This window comes from Streptomyces sp. NPDC101165 (assembly GCF_044768135.1).
Lineage (GTDB): Bacteria > Actinomycetota > Actinomycetes > Streptomycetales > Streptomycetaceae > Streptomyces.
Map to the genome: position 1 here is coordinate 314,603 of NZ_JBIWPG010000009.1, position 18,155 is coordinate 332,757.

Genomic DNA, 18,155 nt, shown 5'->3' on the forward strand with positions numbered 1-18,155 from the left:
AGACGGGTGGGCGGGTGCGAGAACTACGGCATCACCGCCGACAGTGCCCGCAGGAACCCGCTCACCGTGCCTCGGTCCCGCACGGCCAACCGCACCCACTCCTCACCGAGCCCGGGAAATGTGTCCCCACGCCGCACCGCGTAGCCCAGCTCGCGCAACCGGCGCCGTACGACAGCAGCCCCAGGCATACGCACCAGGACGAACGGCCCTTCCGCAGGCTCCACCACCTGCACACCGCGGGACGCGAACGCAGCCAGCCCCGCCACCAGCTGGGCCCGGTCCGCCGAGATCCGGTGGGCCGCGTGTGCCGCCTCCGCCAGAGCCCGCGGCGCCACGCACGCCTGAGCCGCGGCCAGTGCCGGTGTCGACACCGGCCACAGCGGTTGGGCCCGCTCCAGCTCGGTGATCGTCTCCGGTGCGGCCAGCACGTAGCCGATGCGCAGCCCGGCCAGACCCCATGTCTTGGTCAGGCTGCGCAGTACGACCAGGCCGGGCACGTCGGTTCGCCCCGCCAGCGCCTCGCGCTCGCCGGGCACCGCGTCCATGAACGCCTCGTCGACGACCAGCGTCCGCCCCGGGCGGGCGAGTCCGGCGATCGTGCCGGCCGGGTGCAGGACCGACGTCGGATTGGTCGGGTTCCCGATCACCACCAGGTCGGCGTCCTCGGGGACGGCCGCCGGGTCCAGCCGGAAGCCGTCGGTCTCCCGCAGCAGCACCCGGTCCACGGTGTGCCCCGCGTCCCGCAGCGCCGCCTCCGGCTCCGTGAACTGAGGGTGCACGACGACCGGCCGGCGCACCTTCAGCGCCCGCGCCAGCAGCACGAACGCCTCCGCCGCCCCGGCCGTCAGCAGCACCCGTTCCACCGGCAGACCGTGCCGCGCCGCCACCGCCGCCCGCGCGGCCCGCCCGTCGGGGTAGGCCGCGAGCGACGACAGCGACCCGGCGATCTGCTCCCGCAGCCACGTCGGCGGCGTGTCCGCGCGGACGTTGACCGCGAGGTCGACCAGCGCGGCCCCGTCGTCACGGACCTCGGCGTCCCCGTGATGCCGCAGATCGTGCCCGGTGTCGTCAGTGTGCATGGCTGTGCGTGTGCCCCCCGTGATGGTGGTGCCCGTGACCGTGGTGGTGGCCGTCGTCGTCCGGGTGGAAGTGCGGCTGCTGCGGCAGCCCCACCTTGTCCTCGAAGCCCGGCAGCGCGATCCGGTACACGCAGGAGTCGCAGTTCATCCGGAGGTCGCCCTTGACGGCCTCCTCGTACCGCTCCATCACCAGATCCAGCAGCTCCGGCTCGGGCCCGATGACGTCCGCCGAGCGCACCTCGACCTCCGGGTGCGCGGCCGCCCAGCCCTCGGTCTGCTGCCGCACCCGGTCCGGCAGGATGCCGGTGAACAGGAAGTAGGGGAGGACGACGATCCGCTTCGCCCCCAGCCTCGCGCACCGGTCGAGACCGCTCGGCACGTCCGGCGCCGCCAGCGACACGAACGCCGTCTCCACACCGGCGTACCCGCGCCCCTCCCACAGCAGCCGGGCCGCCTTGCACACCTCGGCGTTGGCGTCCGGGTCGGTGGAGCCCCGGCCCACCAGCAGCACGGTCACGTCGGCCCGGTCCTCGGGTGTACGGGCCGTGCCCCCGAGGGCCTCGTCCAGCCGCCGCTCCAGCACGTTCAGCAGCGACGGGTGCGGTCCGAGCGGGCGGCCGTAGGTGTACGAGATCCCGGGGTGCCGCTCCTTCTCGCGGGCCAGCGCCGCCGGGATGTCACCCTTGGCGTGCCCGGCGGACACCAGCATCAGCGGCACGGCCGCGAACCGCCGTACGCCTCGCCCGACCAGGTCGGTGACGGCCTCGCCCAGCGGCGGCGGGGACAGCTCGATGAAACCGCCCGCGACGGGCAGTTCGGGGTGGCGGCGGCCCAGCTCCCGTACGAAGTCGCGGAACGCCTCGGCTCCGGCCTCGTCCCGGGTGCCGTGGCCGGCGATGAGCAGGGCGGGCGGCGGGGTGGTCACGGCTTCTCCTCGGTGGAAATCGGGTGGTACAGCAGGGCGTTGAGCGCGGCGGCGGCGACCGCCGAGCCGCCCTTCTCGGACACGTTGCTCACGGCGGGCAGCCCGCTCGCCCGCAACGCCTCCTTGGACTCGGCCGCGCCGACGAAGCCGACGGGCAGGCCGATGACGAGCGCGGGCGAGGCGTCCAGGGTCAGCAGCTCCTCCAGGGCGGTCGGCGCACAGCCGATCACCCACAGGGCGCCGGGCCCGACCTCCTCGTACGCGAGCCGGATCGCGTGGGCGGAACGGGTCAGCCCCGGCCCGGCCCCGGCGTCCTTCAGCCGGCATACGGTCTCCCGGCGGGTGATGCCGGCCGCGACCATCTCCACGTCCACGACGACGGGCGCCCCGGCGTGCAGCGCGGCATGCGCCTTCACCAGGTCGCTCTCGTCGGTGACGAGGTCGGTCGCGTACTCCAGGTCGGCGGCGGAGTGGATGACCCGCTCCACCACCGCCCGGGTCAGCGGCGGGAAGTGCGAGGTGTCCAGGCGGGTGCGCAGCCGCCGGAAGGACTCCTGCTCGATGGGATGGACCACACGGGCCACAGGGTTCACTGGGCGCCCTCCTCCGTGCTCACCTGCGTGCTCTCCTGCCCCGCGGCGGAGCCGCTCATCGATGCAGCCTCCTGCCAGCGGTAGCCGCGCGGGGTCACCATGCGCCCCGCGATGTCCCGGGTCGCGGTGTTGCCCACGGTCACGACCGTCATCATGTCGACCGTCGCCGGGTCGAGCGCGGCCAGCGTCGTCAGCCGGCTCGACTCGTCCGGCCGCGAGGCGTTGCGTACGACACCGACGGGCGTCGTCGGCTCCCGGTGCCCGGCGAGGATCGCGAGCGCCTTGGGCAGCTGCCAGTCGCGGCCCCGGGAGCGCGGGTTGTAGAAGGTGACCACGATGTCCGCCTCGGCGGCCGCCCGCACCCGCCGCTCGATGACCTCCCACGGCGTGTGCAGGTCGGACAGGCTGATCGACACGTGGTCGTGGCCCAGCGGCGCGCCCAGGATCGCCCCGGCGGCCAGCGCGGCCGTCACACCCGGCACGCCGATCACGTCGATGTCGTCGGACGCCTCGGCGAGCGCGGGGGAGGCCATGGCGTACACGCCCGCGTCCCCGCTGCCGATCAGCGCCACCGCATGCCCCTTGCGGGCCTCGGCGACCGCCGTACGGGCCCGCTCCTCCTCGGCGCCGAGCCCCGACTCCAGCACCCGGGTACCCGGCCGCAGCAGGTCGCGGATCTGGTCGACGTACTGGTCGAGGCCCACCAGCACGGACGCCCGCCGCAGCTCCGCCGCCGCGCGTGGGGTGAGCAGGTCCCGGGCGCCGGGGCCGAGCCCGACCACCGCGAGCCGCCCGCGCCCGGGGCGTCGTACGACGGCACAGGTCGCCATGGCCGGCTGCCCGTCGGCACGCTCGGACTTCCGCTTGGGCACCAGGAGTTCACCGCCGCGCACCAGCGCCGCCGCCTCGGCGACGGACGGGGTGCCGACGGCCGCGAGCGGGGCGTCCGACGGGTTGGGCACCCGCACGGCAGCCAGCTCCTCGGCCGGGTACGTCACCAGCGGCACCCCCAGCCGCTCGGCGGCCGCGACGATGCCGGGCTCCTCCGACTTGGCGTCCACGGTGGCGAGTTCGGCCACCGACCTCGGCGAGAGACCCGCCTCCCGCAGCGCGTCCTCGACCAGACCGAGCACCTCCTCGACCGGCGCACCCCTGGAGGCGCCGACCCCGACCACCAGGGACGGCGGCCGGAGCAGCACCTCCCGCTCGCCCGGTTCGACGGCGCGGTCCGTGAGCCGGACCGTGTACGACCCCCGCGGCGAGGTCGGCAGCGGGGGCAGCGGCCACGGCACCTCGGTCTCCAGAGCGACGGGTTCGCCGTCCAGCAGAGCCCGGGACACCGTGGCGACCGAGCCCTCGAACGGGAACCCGAGGGTGTCGAGACCCGGCAGCCCCACGGCGTCCGTCGCGGTCGTCACCACCGGCTCCGCGCCCAGCAACGCGCCCACCTCTCGGGCGAGTTCGTTGGCGCCGCCGCCGTGCCCGCCGACCAGCGACACCGCGAAGCGGCCGCTCTCGTCCACGCACACCACACCCGGGTCCGCCGCCTTGTCGCCGAGCAGCGGCGCGAGCAGCCGTACCGTCGCGCCCGTCGCCAGGAAGCACACCAGCTGCCCGCACTCCGCGAACGCGGCCCGGACGGCCTCCCCGACGGGACCGTCGTACACCCGCGTACGGTCCGGCCAGGCCGCGGCCAGCCGGTCGCGCGCCACCGCCCCCGCCGCGGTGGCGGAAATGAGGCCGATCACTGAGCAACTCCTTCACTAGACGCCGGGGTTCTGACGCCCCACAGCAGGAAAACGGGATTGGTCGCCGCGAGCCGGGTCACGTCACCCGGCAGCGGCGCCAGCCGCGACGACTGCAACAGCACCCCGTCGCAGGCGAACCCGGCACTCGTCAGCGCCGCACGCGCCGCCGGCACCCGGTCCAGCGCCGCCATGGCGACGACGACGGTCCGCCGCGCCCGTCGCGCGCACGCGCCGACAACGGCAGGCAACTCACGCCCGCCGCCGCCGACGAACACCGCATCGGGATCGTCGAGTTCGACCAGCGCATCCGGCGCCGAGCCGTGCACCACACGGACGTCGACACCGTGCGCCCGCGCGTTGGCACGGATCCGCTCGACCCCGTCCGGGGCCTTCTCGACGGCCACGACGGCCGCGCCGAGCCGCGCGCACTCCACGGCCACCGAACCCGAACCCGCGCCGACGTCCCACACCAGGTCGCCCAGGCGCGGCCCGAGCCGGGCCAGCGCCAGCGCCCGCACCTCGAACTTGGTGATCATCGAGTCGCGGTGCGCGAAGTCGCTCTCGTCCAGCGCCCATCGGTCCGGCTGCGCGGGCACCCCGGCGACGGTGCGCAGCCCGCCCAGCGCCCGGGTCTCGTCCAGGCACAGCACCACGCTCACCGCGGTACCCCAGTCCCGTGCCGCGGCCTCGGCGGGCGTCACCCGCTCCACCCGCTCGCGCTCCGGATCGCCGAGCGCGCTCGCCACGACGAGGACCCGGCCGTCGTCGAGCGCTGCGCCCAGCTCGGCGGGCCCGGCCCCGGGCCCGGTCAGCACCGCCACCTTCGGGTGCGCCCGGCACACGTTGACGGCCGTGCGCAGGTCACGCCCGTGCGCGCTCACCACGACCGCGTCGTCCCACGGCAGCCCGATCCGTGCGAACGCCGTCGCCACCGACGACACCCCGGGCCGCACGTCCAGCAGCCCGGCCCCGAACCGCTCGGCCAGCGCCCGCACGATCCCGAAGAACCCGGGATCCCCGGAGGCCAGCACGACCACCGGCAGCTCCTTGCCGACGTACTCCGCGACCCTCTCCAGGGCGGGCGCCAGCGGCCCGAGCACGATCCGCTCCGCGCCCTCGGGCAGCCGTACGGCGTCCAGATGGCGCCGCCCGCCGACGACCAGAGCGGCACCGGCGAGGACGTCCGCGGGAACCGGCGCCCCCGTCCCCGTACCGACGACCGTGATCAACTGTTCGCACCCCGCTCGCGCAGCGCCCGCCGCGCCTCGGGGTCCGCCTTGCGGTACCCGTGGAAGTGACCGGGGTGGTACAGGTGCGAACGCGTCCCGTGGGCGTCCAGCGCCGGGCCGACGAGGAAGAGCGTGTGCTTCCAGAGCTTGTGCTCCTTGACCGTCTCCTCCAGCGTGCCGATCGTGCACTTCACGACCAGCTCCTCCGGCCAGGTCGCCTGGTAGGCGATGACCACGGGGGTGTCCGTCGGGTAGCCGCCCTCCAGCAGCTCCCGCACCAGCTGGCCGCTGCGCGCCGCCGACAGGAAGATCGCCATGGTGGTGCCGTGCCGGGCGAACTCGCGCACCTCCTCGCCGGGCGGCATCGGCGTCTTGCCGCCGCCCAGCCGGGTCAGCACCACGGACTGGGCGACCTCCGGGATGGTCAGCTCACGCTGCGCGAGGGCGGCGACGGCGGAGAAGGAGGAGACGCCCGGCACGATCTCGGTCTCGATCCCGATCTCGGCGCACCGGTCCAGCTGCTCCTGCGTGCCGCCCCACAGCGCCGGGTCGCCGGAGTGGATCCGTGCGACCTTCAGGCCCTCGGTCAGGGCCCGCCGGTAGACGGCCACGACGTCCTCCAGGGACATGGCCGCCGAGTCCAGGATCTCCGCGCCCGCGCGTGCGTGCTCGAGCACCTCCGCCTGGACCAGGCTCGCCGCCCAGATCACCACGTCGGCCTCGGCGATCGCGCGTGCGGCGCGGAACGTCAGCAGGTCGGCGGCGCCGGGGCCGGCACCGACGAACGTCACCTTGCCGGTGGGGGCATCGGCCATGGGAAGAGGTCCTCTCGTGCGGGGGTGCGAGTCGAAATCGGGGGATATGTCAGGGTCTGGGGGCATGTGGAAGGCGCCGGATGTGCGCGAAGGCGCCTCCATCGGATAGCAAGGCCCTATGGCGGTCTTTGTCGCGCTCGGCGCGTTCCTGATGACGCTGGCCGGCGGCTGGACGGCACAGCGCGTGACCGACCGTCGGCACCTGGTCCTGGGTCTGGCCGGCGGTCTGATGCTGGGCGTGGTCGGCCTGGACCTGCTGCCGGAGGCGCTGCACGCCGCCGACCGCGAGATCTTCGGCGTACCCGCGGCCCTGCTGCTGTTCGTGGCCGGATTCCTGCTGGCCCACCTGGTGGAGCGGACGCTGGCCGCACGGCAGGCGTCGCACGGGGGCGACGAGCACAACCACCGCGCGCCCGAGGTGGGCCTGACGGCGGCCGCCGCGATGGTCGGCCACAGCGCGATGGACGGTGTGGCGATCGGCGCGGCCTTCCAGGTGGGCGGCGGCATGGGCGCCTCCGTCGCGTTCGCCGTGATCGCGCACGACTTCGCCGACGGCTTCAACACCTTCACGATCACGAGCCTGTACGGCAACGCGCGGCGCCGGGCGATAGGCATGCTCGTCGCCGACGCCTTCGCACCCGTCGTGGGCGCGCTGTCGACCGCGTTCTTCCACATCCCCGAACCGCTGCTCGGCGGCTATCTCGGCCTCTTCGGCGGCGTCCTGCTCTATCTCGCCGCAGCCGAGATCCTCCCCGAGGCCCATCATGAGCACCCCGCCCGCTCCACCCTGCTGTGCACGGTGGCCGGCGTGGCCTTCATCTGGCTGGTGGTAGGCATCTCCGGCGGCTGACCGCAGCGGCCTCACAGCTTTCCGCCCCGCCCGCCGTCCCGCCGCGGCGGCGCGATCAGCGTCGACAGGTACGGCAACGGCTCCCCGTCCAGCTCCGCGGCCGGCCGCACCGACTCCTCCGGCAGCCCGAGCGCCGAGCCCCACACGGCGTCCCCGATCCGCCCGGTCTCCCGCAGCACCTCGGCGACCTCGGCGGCCTGCCGCCCGAACTTGTACGCCACGACGGTCCCCGGCCCGGCCAGTGCCTCCTTGAGCACCGCCGAGCCCGCCGTGACCGGCACGAGCGTCAGCGGCTCGGTGCCCTCGGTCAGCACGGCTCCGGACCTGGCCGCCAGATCCTGCATGGCGGTGATCCCGGGCACGGTCTCCACCACGACACCCGGCACCAGCTCCGTGATCGTCTGCGCGAGATACGTGAACGTCGAGTACACGTTCGGATCCCCGATGGTGGCGAAGGCGACGGACCCGTGCCGCCGCAGCAGTTCGGCGACCGTCTCGCCCGCCGCGTCCCAGGCGGCCTCCCGCCGCGCCCGGTCGGTCCGCTCGTTCAGCGCGAACACCACCCGGACGACCTTCTCCGCGGGCACGTAGTGCAACACGGTCGCCTCGGCCCGGCCGCGTTCACCGGTATCCATGACCGGTACGACGACGACGTCCGCCGCGCGCAGCGCGTTGACCCCCTTGACGGTCACCAGCTCCGGGTCACCGGGACCGACCCCGACACCGACCAGCCTGCTGCTCATGACGTCCGGCACCTCTCCACGAACCGACGGGCCACACCGGGCTCGGACGCCCAGTGCGTGTGCAGATAACTCGCGTGCACGCCCTGCTGTACAAAACCTTCGACCCGCCGCACCGGGGTGCGCACCCCCCAGGCGGGAGCGGGCCCCGCCCCGGGCTCGACGACCGTGCGGTGGAACTCGTGCCCCCGCATCCGCGTCCCCGCGACGGCCAGCACACTGTCCCCGACGGCCACCGCGTCCCGGTACCCCAGAGTGAGCCGTTCACTCATCCGCGCGGTGGCGTCCAGCACCCCGCACATGGGCTTCCCGTCCAACTCCCGGCAGAGATAGAGGAGCCCGGCACATTCGGCGGCGACCGGAGCACCGCTGAGAGCCAGCTCGGCGACGGCCTTGCGGAGCGGCTCGTTGGCGGACAACTCGGCGGCGTACACCTCGGGGAAACCGCCCCCGATGACCAACCCGGCGGTGCCCTCGGGCAGTTGCTCGTCCCGGAGCGGATCGAAGGTGACCACTTCGGCACCGGCTGCGGTCAGCAGCTCGGTGTGCTCGGCGTAGGAGAAGGTGAACGCTTCCCCGCCGGCGACAGCGACGACCGGACCTGGCCCTTCCGTCAACCGAGTCGGGTGCTGGGTGGGCATGGGTTCGGGGGTCCAGGGGGCGGAGCCCCCTGGTACAGCGCCGGCACCCCGGGCCAGTGCCTCCAGCGCGGCCAAGTCGCAACCACGGGCCACCTGCTCACCCATCGCGGCAACAGCCTCGACCGCAGCGGAGTGCCGCTCGGCGACCGGCACCAACCCCAGATGCCGAGAAGGCGTATCCACCTGAGCGGCCCGCCGCAGCACACCCAGCACCGGCACCCCGGCCGCGTCCAGCGCGTCCCGCAGCAGCTCCTCGTGCCGGTCGGAGCCCACCTTGTTCAGGATCACGCCCCCGACCCGCACCTCCGGATCCCAGGAAGCGAACCCGTGCACCAGCGCCGCCACCGACCGCGACTGCGACGACGCGTCCACGACCAGCACCACCGGCGCCCGCAACAACTTCGCGACATGAGCCGTGGACGCGAGTTCCCCCTCGCCCGCGGCCCCGTCGTACAGCCCCATCACGCCCTCGACGACCGCGAGGTCGCACCCGGACGCCCCGTGCAGGAACAGCGGGGCGACCAGCTCGGGGCCGCACAGGTAGGCATCAAGGTTGCGCCCCACCCGCCCGGTCGCGAGCGCGTGATACCCGGGGTCGATGTAGTCGGGCCCGACCTTGTGCCCGGACACGGCGAGCCCCCGCGCGGCGAACGCGGCCATCAGCCCCGTGGCGACGGTGGTCTTGCCGCTGCCGGAGGACGGCGCGGCAATGACCAGCCGGGGAACGGCACTCACCACTCGATGCCCTTCTGGCCCTTCTGCCCCGCGTCCATGGGGTGCTTGACCTTGGACATGTCGGTGACGAGGTCGGCGAAGTCCACGAGCTTCTCCGGCGCGTTACGACCGGTGATCACCACATGCTGGGTACCCGGCCGGTTCCGCAGGACGTCCACGACCTCGTCCGTGTCCACCCATCCCCAGTGCATCGGGTAGGCGAACTCGTCCAGCACGTACAGCCGGTACGTCTCGGCCGCCAGGTCCCGCTTGACCTGTTCCCAGCCCTCCCGGGCCTTCTCCTCGTTGTCCATCTGGGCGTCCCGCTGGACCCAGGACCAGCCCTCGCCCATCTTGTGCCAGTCGACGGTGCCGCCCTCGCCGGAAGCGCCGAGCACGCGCAGCGCGTTCTCCTCGCCGACCTTCCACTTCGCCGACTTGACGAACTGGAACACCCCGATCGGCCACCCCTGGTTCCAGGCGCGCAGCGCGAGCCCGAACGCGGCGGTCGACTTGCCCTTGCCGATGCCCGTGTGGACGACGACCAGCGGGCGGTTGCGCCGCTGCCGGGTCGTCAGCCCGTCCTCCGGCACCACACTCGGCTGCCCCTGCGGCATTACGCGGCCCTCCTCGAAGTCCCGTGCGTCCCCTGCACATCCCTGACCAGCCCGGCGATCGAGTCGGCCCGCAGCTCGTCCAGCGTGACGGCCGTACCGCCCAGCTCACCCGCGAGCTGCCCGGCGAGCCCGAGCCGCACCGGCCCCGACTCGCAGTCCACGACCACCGAGGCGATGCCCTCGGCCGCGAACAGCCGGGCCGCCCGTCCCGCCAGCGCGACCGGCTCCGGGCCGCCGGTGGCCCGCCCGTCGGTCACGACCACGACCAGCGCCCGCCGCGCCGGATCACGCAGCCGCTCCACCCGCAGCACCTCGTGCGCCTTGAGCAGCCCCGCCGCCAGCGGCGTACGGCCGCCCGTCGGCAGCGACTCCAGCCGGGCCGCCGCGGCGTCCACCGACGAGGTCGGCGGCAGGGCCACATCCGCCGCCGCGCCCCGGAAGGTCACCAGGCCCACCTTGTCCCGCCGCTGGTAGGCGTCCAGCAGCAGGGACAGCACGGCACCCTTCACGGCGCTCATCCGCTGCCGTGCCGCCATCGACCCGGACGCGTCGACCACGAACAGCACGAGGTTCCCCTCGCGCCCCTCCCGCGTCGCCTGCCGCAGATCGTCCCGGCGCAGCACCAGCCCGGGCCCGGACCGCCCGCGCGCCCGCTGGTGCGGGGCCGCGGCCAGCACGGTCGCCGCCAGGTGCAGCCTGGTGAGCGTTCCGCGCGGCCGCCGGGCCCCGGTGGTCCGCCCGTGCTCGGTCCGCGCGCGCGAGCGCCGCCCGGCGGCACCCTCGCCGATCCCGGGCACGCTCAGCGCCTTCGTACGGAACGGTTCGGCGGCCCGTACGGCCCGCTGTTCCTGTGCGCCGGAGGCCTGCGGCTGTCCGCTCTCACCGGCCTCGGGCCGCGCGGCGGTGTCGCCGCCGCCCTGCGGACCGCCGTCGGACTGCGGCGGCTGCCCACCGCCCCCGCCGGGACCGTCGGGGTCGGGGTCCTCGTCGTCCGAGCCGCCGAACTCCTCCAGGGTCTCGTCCAGCTTGTCCTCGTCAAGACCCGGCGCGTCGAACGGATTGCGCCGGCGCCGGTGCGGCAGCGCCAGCAGCGCCGCCTGCCGGACGTCCTCGGCGAGCACGTCCGTCCGCCCGGCCCAGGCGGCCAGCGCGGTCGCCGTACGCGCCATCACGATGTCGGCACGCATGCCGTCCACCTCGAAGGCCGCGCAGGTCGCCGCGATCTGCCGCAGCGCCCCGTCGCCCAGCCGCACCTGCGGCAGCAGTTCACGCGCGGCCACGATCCGGGCCCGTACGGCGGCCTCCTCGTCGGCCCACCGTGCGGCGAAGCCCGCCGGGTCGTCGTCGTAGGCGAGCCGCCGCCGTACGACCTCCACCCGCTGGTCGGGCTCCCGTGAGGCCGCGACCTCCACGGTCAGCCCGAACCGGTCGAGCAACTGCGGCCGCAGCTCGCCCTCTTCCGGGTTCATGGTGCCGACGAGCAGGAACCGGGCCGCGTGCCGTACCGAGACGCCCTCGCGCTCGACGTAGGACGCGCCCATCGCCGCCGCGTCCAGCAGCAGGTCGACCAGGTGGTCGTGGAGCAGGTTGACCTCGTCGACGTAGAGGATCCCGCGGTGCGCGTCGGCCAGCAGGCCCGGCTCGAACGCCTTCACGCCCTCGGCCAGCGCCCGCTCGATGTCCAGCGCGCCCACCAGCCGGTCCTCGGAGGCGCCGACGGGCAGCTCGACCATCCGCGCGGGCCGCGCCGCACCGGCCCCGGCCTCGTGCGGCCCGTCCGGGCAGGACGGGTCCGGTGCCGCCGGGTCACAGGAGAAACGGCACCCGGGGACCACGGGCACCTGCGGCAGCAGCGCCGAAAGGGCCCGTACGGCCGTCGACTTGGCGGTGCCCTTCTCGCCGCGCACCAGCACACCGCCGACCGCCGGGGACACGGCGTTCAGCAGCAGCGCGAGCCGCAGGTCGTCCTGGCCGACGACGGCCGTGAACGGAAACGGGGTACTCACTTCTCGTCGCCCTCCAAGTCGCCTTCCAGCTCCAGGTAGGTGGCGCGCAGCCGCTCCAGCGTGTCCGCGTCCGGCTCGGCCCACAGCCCGCGGTCCGCCGCCTCCAGCAGCCGCTCGGTGATCCCGCGCAGCGCCCACGGGTTGGACTTCTTCATGAAGTCCCGGTTCTCCGGGTCGAAGACGTACTCCGCGCTGAGCTTCTCGTACATCCAGTCGTCGACCACGCCCGCGGTGGCGTCGTAGCCGAACAGGTAGTCCACGGTCGCCGCCATCTCGAAGGCGCCCTTGTAGCCGTGCCGGCGCATCGCCGCCATCCAGCGCGGGTTGACCACGCGCGCCCGGAAGACGCGGTGCGTCTCCTCGCCGAGCGTGCGGGTCTTCACCTGGTCGGGTACGGCGCTGTCACCGACGTAGGCCTCGGGGTTGGCGCCGGTCAGGTGGCGGACCATGGCGACCATGCCGCCGTGGTACTGGAAGTAGTCGTCGGCGTCGACCAGGTCGTGCTCGCGGGTGTCGACGTTCTTCGCCGCCACCGCGATCCGCTTGAACGCGGTCTCCATGTCCCCGCGCGCCGCCCGTCCGTCGAGCCCGCGCCCGTACGCGTAGCCGCCCCACACCGCGTACACCTCGGCGAGGTCGGCGTCGGAGCGCCAGTTGCGGGCGTCGATCAGCGGCAGCAGACCGGCGCCGTACGCGCCCGGCTTGGAGCCGAAGACACGGGCCGTGGCGCGCCGCCGGTCACCGTGCTCGGCGGTGTCCTCGTCGGCGTGCGCCTTCACGAAGTTCTGCCCGGCGGGCTCGTCCAGCTCGGCCACCGCCCGCACCGCGTCGTCGATCAGCCCGACCACATGCGGGAACGCGTCCCGGAAGAAGCCGGAGATGCGGACCGTGACGTCGATGCGCGGACGGCCCAGCTCCGCCAGGGGAATCACCTCGAACCCCGTCACCCGGCGCGAGGCCTCGTCCCACACCGGGCGGCAGCCCAGCAGCGCCAGGATCTCGGCGATGTCGTCGCCCTGGGTGCGCATGGCCGACGTGCCCCAGACCGTGAGGCCGACGGACTTCGGGTACTCACCCGTGTCCTGCAGATACCGCTGCACCAGCGAGTCGGCGAGCGACTGGCCGACCTCCCAGCTCAGCCGGGAGGGAATGGCCTTGGGGTCGACCGAGTAGAAGTTGCGGCCGGTCGGCAGCACGTTGACCAGACCGCGGGTCGGCGAACCCGAGGGACCTGCCGGGACGTAACCGCCGTCCAGCGCCCGGAGGATGTGGCCGATCTCGTCGGTCGTGCGGGCGAGCCGGGGGACCACCTCCGTGCACGCGAACTCCAGCACCGCGACCGCGTCCGGGATGTCGGTGCCGAGGACCTCACGGATGAGCGGCACGCTCTCGGCGACCGCCCAGGCACGGGCCTCCATGCCCTCCGCGATCCGCCGGCACAGCTGCTCCAGCAGGTCGATCGTGTCGGCGGCCGTACGGGACGGGCCTTCCACGAGGTCCGTCAGCTCGACCGGCACCTTCACCGGCGCGCCCGGTTCGGCGAGCAACTCCTTCTCGACCAGCCCGAAGTGCTCGGCCAGCGAGGCCCGCAGCCCCGGCAGCGCGTTCGCCTGGCCGCCCCACACCTGCGAGGCGCGCAGCACGGCGAGGACCAGGTTCACGCGCGGCTCGCCGACCGGACCACCGCCGAGGATGTGCAGACCGTCCCTGATCTGCACGTCCTTGATCTCGCACAGATAGCCGTCGATGTGCATGACGAACTCGTCGAAGTCGTCGTCCTCCGGCTGCACGTCCACATGCAGGTCGTGGTGCAGCTCGGCCGCCTTGACCAGCGTCCAGATCTGCGCCCGCACGGCCGGTGCCTTCACCGGGTCCAGGTCGGAGACGAGCGCGTACTCGTCCAGCAGCTGCTCCAGCTTCGCCAGGTCGCCGTAGGTGTCGGCACGGGCCATCGGCGGCACCAGGTGGTCGACCACCGTGGCGTGCCCGCGCCGCTTGGCCTGCGTGCCCTCGCCGGGGTCGTTGACGATGAACGGGTAGACGAGGGGCAGCTCGCCGAGGACGGCGTCCGGGGCGCAGCCGGCGCTCAGACCCAGGCCCTTGCCCGGCAGCCACTCCATCGTGCCGTGCTTGCCCATGTGCACGATCGCGTCGGCGCCGAAGCTGTTGTCGAGCCAGCGGTAGGCCGCCATGTAGTGGTGCGACGGCGGCATGTCGGGGTCGTGGTAGATCGCGATCGGGTTCTCGCCGAAACCGCGCGGCGGCTGGATCATCACGACGACGTTCCCGAACTGCAGGGACGCGAGCACGATCTCGTCCCCGTCGACGTACAGGCTGCCCGGCGGCTCGCCCCACGCCTCCAGCATCGCGTCCCGCAGCTCCGGGTCGAGCTTGTCGAACCACGCCCGGTAGTCGGCGAGCGGCACCCGCGCGGGCGCGGCCGCCAGCTGCTCCTCGGTGAGCCACTCGACGTCGTGCCCGCCGGCCTCGATCAGCCGGTGGATCAACTCGTCGCCGTTGTCCGGGTATGCGGTCAGCCCGTACCCGGCTTCCTTCAGGGCGTCCAGGACGCGTACCGCCGACGCGGGCGTGTCCAGGCCCACCGCGTTGCCGACCCGGGAGTGCTTGGTCGGGTAGGCGGTGAAGACCAGCGCGATCTTCTTGTCCGCGTTCGGCTTGTGCTTCAACTGCGCGTGCCGTACGGCGATCCCGGCCACCCGCGACGCCCGCTCGGGGTCGGCGACGTACACCGGGACGTCGTCCGGTCCCTGCTCCTTGAAGGAGAACGGCACCGTGACGAGGCGGCCGTCGAACTCGGGGATCGCGACCTGCATCGCCGCGTCCATGGGGGAGAGCGCGGCGTCCGACTCGTCCCAGGCGGCCCGCGAGGAGGTGAGGCAGAGACCCTGCAGCACCGGGACGTTCAGGTCGGCGAGCGCCCCGATGTCCCAGGACTCCTCGTCGCCGCCCGCCGAGGCCTGCGAGGCGTGCGTACCGCCGGCCGCCAGGACGGTGGCGACCAGGGCGTCGGCCCGCCCCAGCAGCTCGTACAGCCCGGCGTCCGCGCCGCGCAGCGAACCGCAGTACACGGGCAGGGCGTTGACGCCCCGCGCCTCGATCGCCTCGCACAGCGTGTCCACGAAGGCGGTGTTGCCGCTCAGCTCGTGCGCCCGGTAGAAGAGGACGCCCACGGTCGGCCGGCCGTCCCGGATCTCGTACGAGCCGTGCAGGCCGTACTCGGGCATCTTCCGCGGCTCTTCGAAGCCCTCGCCGGTCAGCAGCACGGTGTCGGACAGGAACCGGGCCAGCTCGGTCAGGTTCGCGGGCCCGCCCTCGACCAGGTACTTCAGGGCCTCCGCCACGACACCCGCCGGTACGGACGACTCGGCCATCAGCTCGGCGTCCGGCACGGACTCGCCGCCCAGCAGCACGGTCGGCACGCCGGACGCCCGGAGCGCGGCCAGCCCGTCCTCCCAGGCGCGCTTGCCGCCCAGCAGCCGTACGACGGCGATGTCCGCGCCCTCGACGAGGCCCGGCAGCTCCTCCGCGACGTCCACCCGGGTGGGGTTCCCGATCCGGTAGCCGGCGCCGGAGGCCCGGGCCGCCAGCAGATCGGTGTCGGCGGTCGACAACAACAACACTGTGCTCATGCGGGCGCTCCCGGTGGAATGAAAGGCAGTCCTTGCGGCGCGCCCGACTCGATGAGCCGCCAGAGCGCGTCCGTGTCCGCGTGCTGTTCGATCAGGTCGCCGAGCCGGTCGAGCTGCTCCTCGCGCAGCGCGGCGAACGAGGTGTCGGGGGCCGGTACGAAGCGGCGCCCCGCGGCGGCCGCCACCTCGCGCAGGAAGGCCCGCCGGAAACCGTCCGACTCCAGCGAGCCGTGCCAGTGCGTGCCCCAGGTCTGACCGACCCGGCAGCCGTCCAGGCCGTGTCCCCTGCCATCGGTGATGAACGCCTCCCCTCCCTCGACGGAGGCGACCCCGTGATGGATCTCGTAGCCCTCGACCCGCTCCCCGAGGGCTTCCCCGGTCGGCCGGGTGAGGGTCTTCTCGCGGGCGAACCGCACCCGCACGGGGAGCACTCCGAGCCCCGCGACGCTGCCGGCGCGCGACTCGACCTCGTCCTCGATGTGCTCGCCGAGGATCTGGAAGCCGCCGCAGACGCCGAGAACCGGGCGTCCCTCCGCGGCCCTTCTGACGAGGGCGTCCGCGAGGCCCCGCTCCCGCAGCCAGGCGAGGGCCCTGACCGTCCCCCGGGTCCCCGGGATCACCACGAGGTCGGCGTCCGCCAGCTCCTCCGGCCGGTCCACGAACCGCACGACGACGCCCGGTTCGGCGGCCAGCGCGTCCACGTCCGTAAAGTTGGACATGAGCGGGAGCGCGCAGACCGCTACCCGCAGCACGTCCTCGCCGACGGGCGGGGCGGTGTTCGACTCCCGCACGGTCCCGCGCAGCGAGACCCTCAGTCCGTCCTCCTCGTCGATACCGAGCCCGTGCCGGAACGGCAGCACGCCGTAGGTGTGCCGCCCGGTGAGCCCGTGCAGCATGTCCAACCCCGGCTCCAGCAGGCTGACATCCCCACGGAACTTGTTCACCAGGAACCCGGCGACCAGCTCCTGGTCCTCCCGGGACAGCAGCGCGACGGTTCCGAAGAAGGAGGCGAACACGCCCCCGCGGTCGATGTCGCCCACCACCAGCACGGGCAGCCGCGCGTTCCGCGCGATCCCCATGTTCACGATGTCGGTACGCCGCAGATTGATCTCCGCGGGCGAACCGGCCCCCTCACAGATCACCGCGTCATACGTGCCCCGCAACTCGGCCAGACAGTCCAGCACCGTGCCGAGCAGCTGCTGTTGGCGCCCCCCGTGGTACCCGCGTGCGCTCAGCTCGCCCACCGGCTTGCCGAGCAGCACCACCTGGCTGCTCTGCTCGCCACCGGGCTTGAGCAGCACGGGGTTCATCAGCGCGGTCGGCTCGACACGACAGGCCTGGGCCTGCATGGCCTGGGCCCGCCCGATCTCGGCGCCCTCCCGGGTCACGAACGAGTTGAGGGACATGTTCTGCGCCTTGAAGGGCGCGACCTTGACGCCCTGGCGCACCAGCCACCGGCAGATCCCGGCCGTCACGACGCTCTTGCCGGCGTCGGAGGTGGTGCCGGCGACGAGAAGACCACCGTTCACTTCCCACGTCCCTTCACGAGTCGGCGCGCGGCGACCGTGACGCCGAGCGCGAGCAGGCCGACCCGGCGGGAGAGCCGTACGGCCCGGTCGATGTCGGTGACCCGGACGGCCCGTCCGGTGTCCCCGCCCAGTACGGGCCGGTGTTCGACGCGCCCGCCGTAGGAGAGCGTCCCGCCCAGCCGCACACCGAGGGCACCCGCGAACGAGGCCTCGACGGGCCCGGCGTTGGGGCTCGGGTGCTTGCGGGCGTCCGCCCGCCAGGCACGCACGGCGCCGCGGGGGTCCGGTCCGGCCACGGCGGCGAGTACGGCGGTCAGCCGCGCCCCCGGCCAGCCGACGAGGTCGTCGAGCCGGGCGGAGGCCCAGCCGTAGCGCCGGAAGCGGGCCGACCTGTGCCCCACCATCGCGTCCAGGGTGTTGACGGCCCGGAACCCGAGCAGCCCCGGCACCCCGCCCACCGCACCCCACACGAGCGCGCCCACGACGGCGTCGGAGGTGTTCTCGGCGACGGACTCGACCACGGCCCGGGCGATCCCGTCGGCGTCGAGGGCCTGCGGATCCCGCCCGCACAGATGCGGCAGCCGCGCCCGGGCCGCCTCGACGTCCCCGGCCTCCAGCGCGCGCCCGACGGTCCACGCCTCCCGGGCGAGCGAAGTACCCCCGACCACGGCCCAGGTGGCGGCGGCGGTCAGCGCGACGGAAGCGACGGGGGAGCGGCGCACGGCCCGCTCGGCCACGGCCCCCAGCGCGACGGCACCTCCGGCGCACACGGCGGTGTGCAGCGCACCCCAGCCGCGGTGGTCGTGCCACAGCGCGCGTTCCACGGCGGCGGCTGCCCGGCCGAACGCGGCGACCGGGTGCCCACGGCGCGGATCGCCGAGGACCAGGTCGCCGAGGAGGCCGGCGGCGGCGCCGTACGCGTAGCAGCGATCGGCACCCATCGGCTCAGCCGGCCGTGGGGGCAGGCAGGGCCTGGTTACTGAACCTCAATCGGCAGCCGCGCATGGCGATATGTCCTC

The 18,155-nt window shown here is 73.9% G+C and carries 14 protein-coding genes; 1 reads left to right on the top strand and 13 read right to left on the bottom strand.

The annotated features are described in order from the left end of the window. Positions 1–23 precede the first annotated feature (23 nt). From cobC to cobM, 6 genes are read right to left on the bottom strand one after another with little or no spacing between them, the layout of a single operon-like run. Positions 24–1,079, bottom strand: a complete 1,056-nt coding sequence (gene cobC / locus ACIRVH_RS21495; protein ID WP_403955619.1) for an Rv2231c family pyridoxal phosphate-dependent protein CobC — start codon at positions 1,077–1,079, stop codon at positions 24–26. Next, the gene (locus ACIRVH_RS21500) at positions 1,069–2,004 is read right to left on the bottom strand and encodes a sirohydrochlorin chelatase (RefSeq protein ID WP_403955621.1); all 936 of its coding nucleotides are present in this window, start codon (positions 2,002–2,004) and stop codon (positions 1,069–1,071) included. The genes cobC and ACIRVH_RS21500 overlap by 11 nt, the downstream gene beginning before the upstream one ends. Further along, complete coding sequence (locus tag ACIRVH_RS21505) at positions 2,001–2,588, bottom strand: precorrin-8X methylmutase (protein WP_393482242.1); 588 nt, start codon at positions 2,586–2,588, stop codon at positions 2,001–2,003. The genes ACIRVH_RS21500 and ACIRVH_RS21505 overlap by 4 nt, the downstream gene beginning before the upstream one ends. 5 nt (positions 2,589–2,593) lie before the next feature. Next, complete coding sequence (cobJ, locus tag ACIRVH_RS21510; RefSeq protein WP_403955622.1) at positions 2,594–4,345, bottom strand: precorrin-3B C(17)-methyltransferase; 1,752 nt, start codon at positions 4,343–4,345, stop codon at positions 2,594–2,596. Continuing rightward, positions 4,342–5,574 carry a precorrin-6y C5,15-methyltransferase (decarboxylating) subunit CbiE gene (gene cbiE / locus ACIRVH_RS21515; RefSeq protein WP_403955623.1) on the bottom strand — a complete coding sequence of 411 codons (1,233 nt, stop codon included), beginning with the start codon at positions 5,572–5,574 and terminating at the stop codon, positions 4,342–4,344. The genes cobJ and cbiE overlap by 4 nt, the downstream gene beginning before the upstream one ends. Further along, the gene (cobM, locus tag ACIRVH_RS21520; protein ID WP_403955625.1) at positions 5,571–6,389 is read right to left on the bottom strand and encodes a precorrin-4 C(11)-methyltransferase; all 819 of its coding nucleotides are present in this window, start codon (positions 6,387–6,389) and stop codon (positions 5,571–5,573) included. The genes cbiE and cobM overlap by 4 nt, the downstream gene beginning before the upstream one ends. A gap of 118 nt (positions 6,390–6,507) precedes the next feature. On the opposite strand from cobM, the gene ACIRVH_RS21525 reads away from it, so the two are divergent. After that, positions 6,508–7,239, top strand: coding sequence for a ZIP family metal transporter (locus ACIRVH_RS21525; protein ID WP_403955627.1), 732 nt, complete (start codon positions 6,508–6,510; stop codon positions 7,237–7,239). 11 nt (positions 7,240–7,250) lie between these two features. Here the strand turns inward: ACIRVH_RS21525 and cobI are convergent, their stop codons facing one another. The 7 genes from cobI to ACIRVH_RS21560 are packed head-to-tail and all read right to left on the bottom strand — an operon-like array spanning position 7,251 to position 18,077. After that, entirely contained in the window at positions 7,251–7,982 is a 732-nt protein-coding gene (gene cobI / locus ACIRVH_RS21530; protein WP_403955629.1) for a precorrin-2 C(20)-methyltransferase, read from the bottom strand. Further along, positions 7,979–9,358 carry a cobyrinate a,c-diamide synthase gene (locus tag ACIRVH_RS21535; protein ID WP_403955631.1) on the bottom strand — a complete coding sequence of 460 codons (1,380 nt, stop codon included), beginning with the start codon at positions 9,356–9,358 and terminating at the stop codon, positions 7,979–7,981. Before ACIRVH_RS21535 ends, cobI begins: the two co-directional genes overlap by 4 nt. Further along, positions 9,352–9,951 (bottom strand): cob(I)yrinic acid a,c-diamide adenosyltransferase, encoded by a 600-nt coding sequence (cobO, locus tag ACIRVH_RS21540; RefSeq protein WP_403955633.1) that lies wholly within the window; start codon positions 9,949–9,951, stop codon positions 9,352–9,354. The genes ACIRVH_RS21535 and cobO overlap by 7 nt, the downstream gene beginning before the upstream one ends. Next, positions 9,951–11,957, bottom strand: coding sequence for a putative cobaltochelatase (locus tag ACIRVH_RS21545; protein ID WP_403955635.1), 2,007 nt, complete (start codon positions 11,955–11,957; stop codon positions 9,951–9,953). The genes cobO and ACIRVH_RS21545 overlap by 1 nt, the downstream gene beginning before the upstream one ends. Then, complete coding sequence (gene cobN, locus ACIRVH_RS21550; RefSeq protein WP_403955637.1) at positions 11,954–15,607, bottom strand: cobaltochelatase subunit CobN; 3,654 nt, start codon at positions 15,605–15,607, stop codon at positions 11,954–11,956. Before cobN ends, ACIRVH_RS21545 begins: the two co-directional genes overlap by 4 nt. Next, positions 15,604–17,136 carry a cobyric acid synthase gene (locus tag ACIRVH_RS21555; protein ID WP_403955639.1) on the bottom strand — a complete coding sequence of 511 codons (1,533 nt, stop codon included), beginning with the start codon at positions 17,134–17,136 and terminating at the stop codon, positions 15,604–15,606. Before ACIRVH_RS21555 ends, cobN begins: the two co-directional genes overlap by 4 nt. Then, positions 17,133–18,077, bottom strand: a complete 945-nt coding sequence (locus tag ACIRVH_RS21560) for a cobalamin biosynthesis protein (protein ID WP_403955641.1) — start codon at positions 18,075–18,077, stop codon at positions 17,133–17,135. Before ACIRVH_RS21560 ends, ACIRVH_RS21555 begins: the two co-directional genes overlap by 4 nt. Between the last annotated feature and the right edge of the window lie 78 nt (positions 18,078–18,155).

Bases quoted from the DNA above. Each gene is read 5' to 3' on its own strand.
- cobC (WP_403955619.1), bottom strand. From the start codon at position 1,079: ATGCACACTGACGACACCGGGCACGATCTGCGGCATCACGGGGACGCC.
- cobM (WP_403955625.1), bottom strand. From the start codon at position 6,389: ATGGCCGATGCCCCCACCGGCAAGGTGACGTTCGTCGGTGCCGGCCCC.
- ACIRVH_RS21525 (WP_403955627.1), top strand. From the start codon at position 6,508: ATGGCGGTCTTTGTCGCGCTCGGCGCGTTCCTGATGACGCTGGCCGGC.
- cobI (WP_403955629.1), bottom strand. From the start codon at position 7,982: ATGAGCAGCAGGCTGGTCGGTGTCGGGGTCGGTCCCGGTGACCCGGAG.
- cobO (WP_403955633.1), bottom strand. From the start codon at position 9,951: ATGCCGCAGGGGCAGCCGAGTGTGGTGCCGGAGGACGGGCTGACGACC.
- cobN (WP_403955637.1), bottom strand. From the start codon at position 15,607: ATGAGCACAGTGTTGTTGTTGTCGACCGCCGACACCGATCTGCTGGCG.
- ACIRVH_RS21560 (WP_403955641.1), bottom strand. From the start codon at position 18,077: ATGGGTGCCGATCGCTGCTACGCGTACGGCGCCGCCGCCGGCCTCCTC.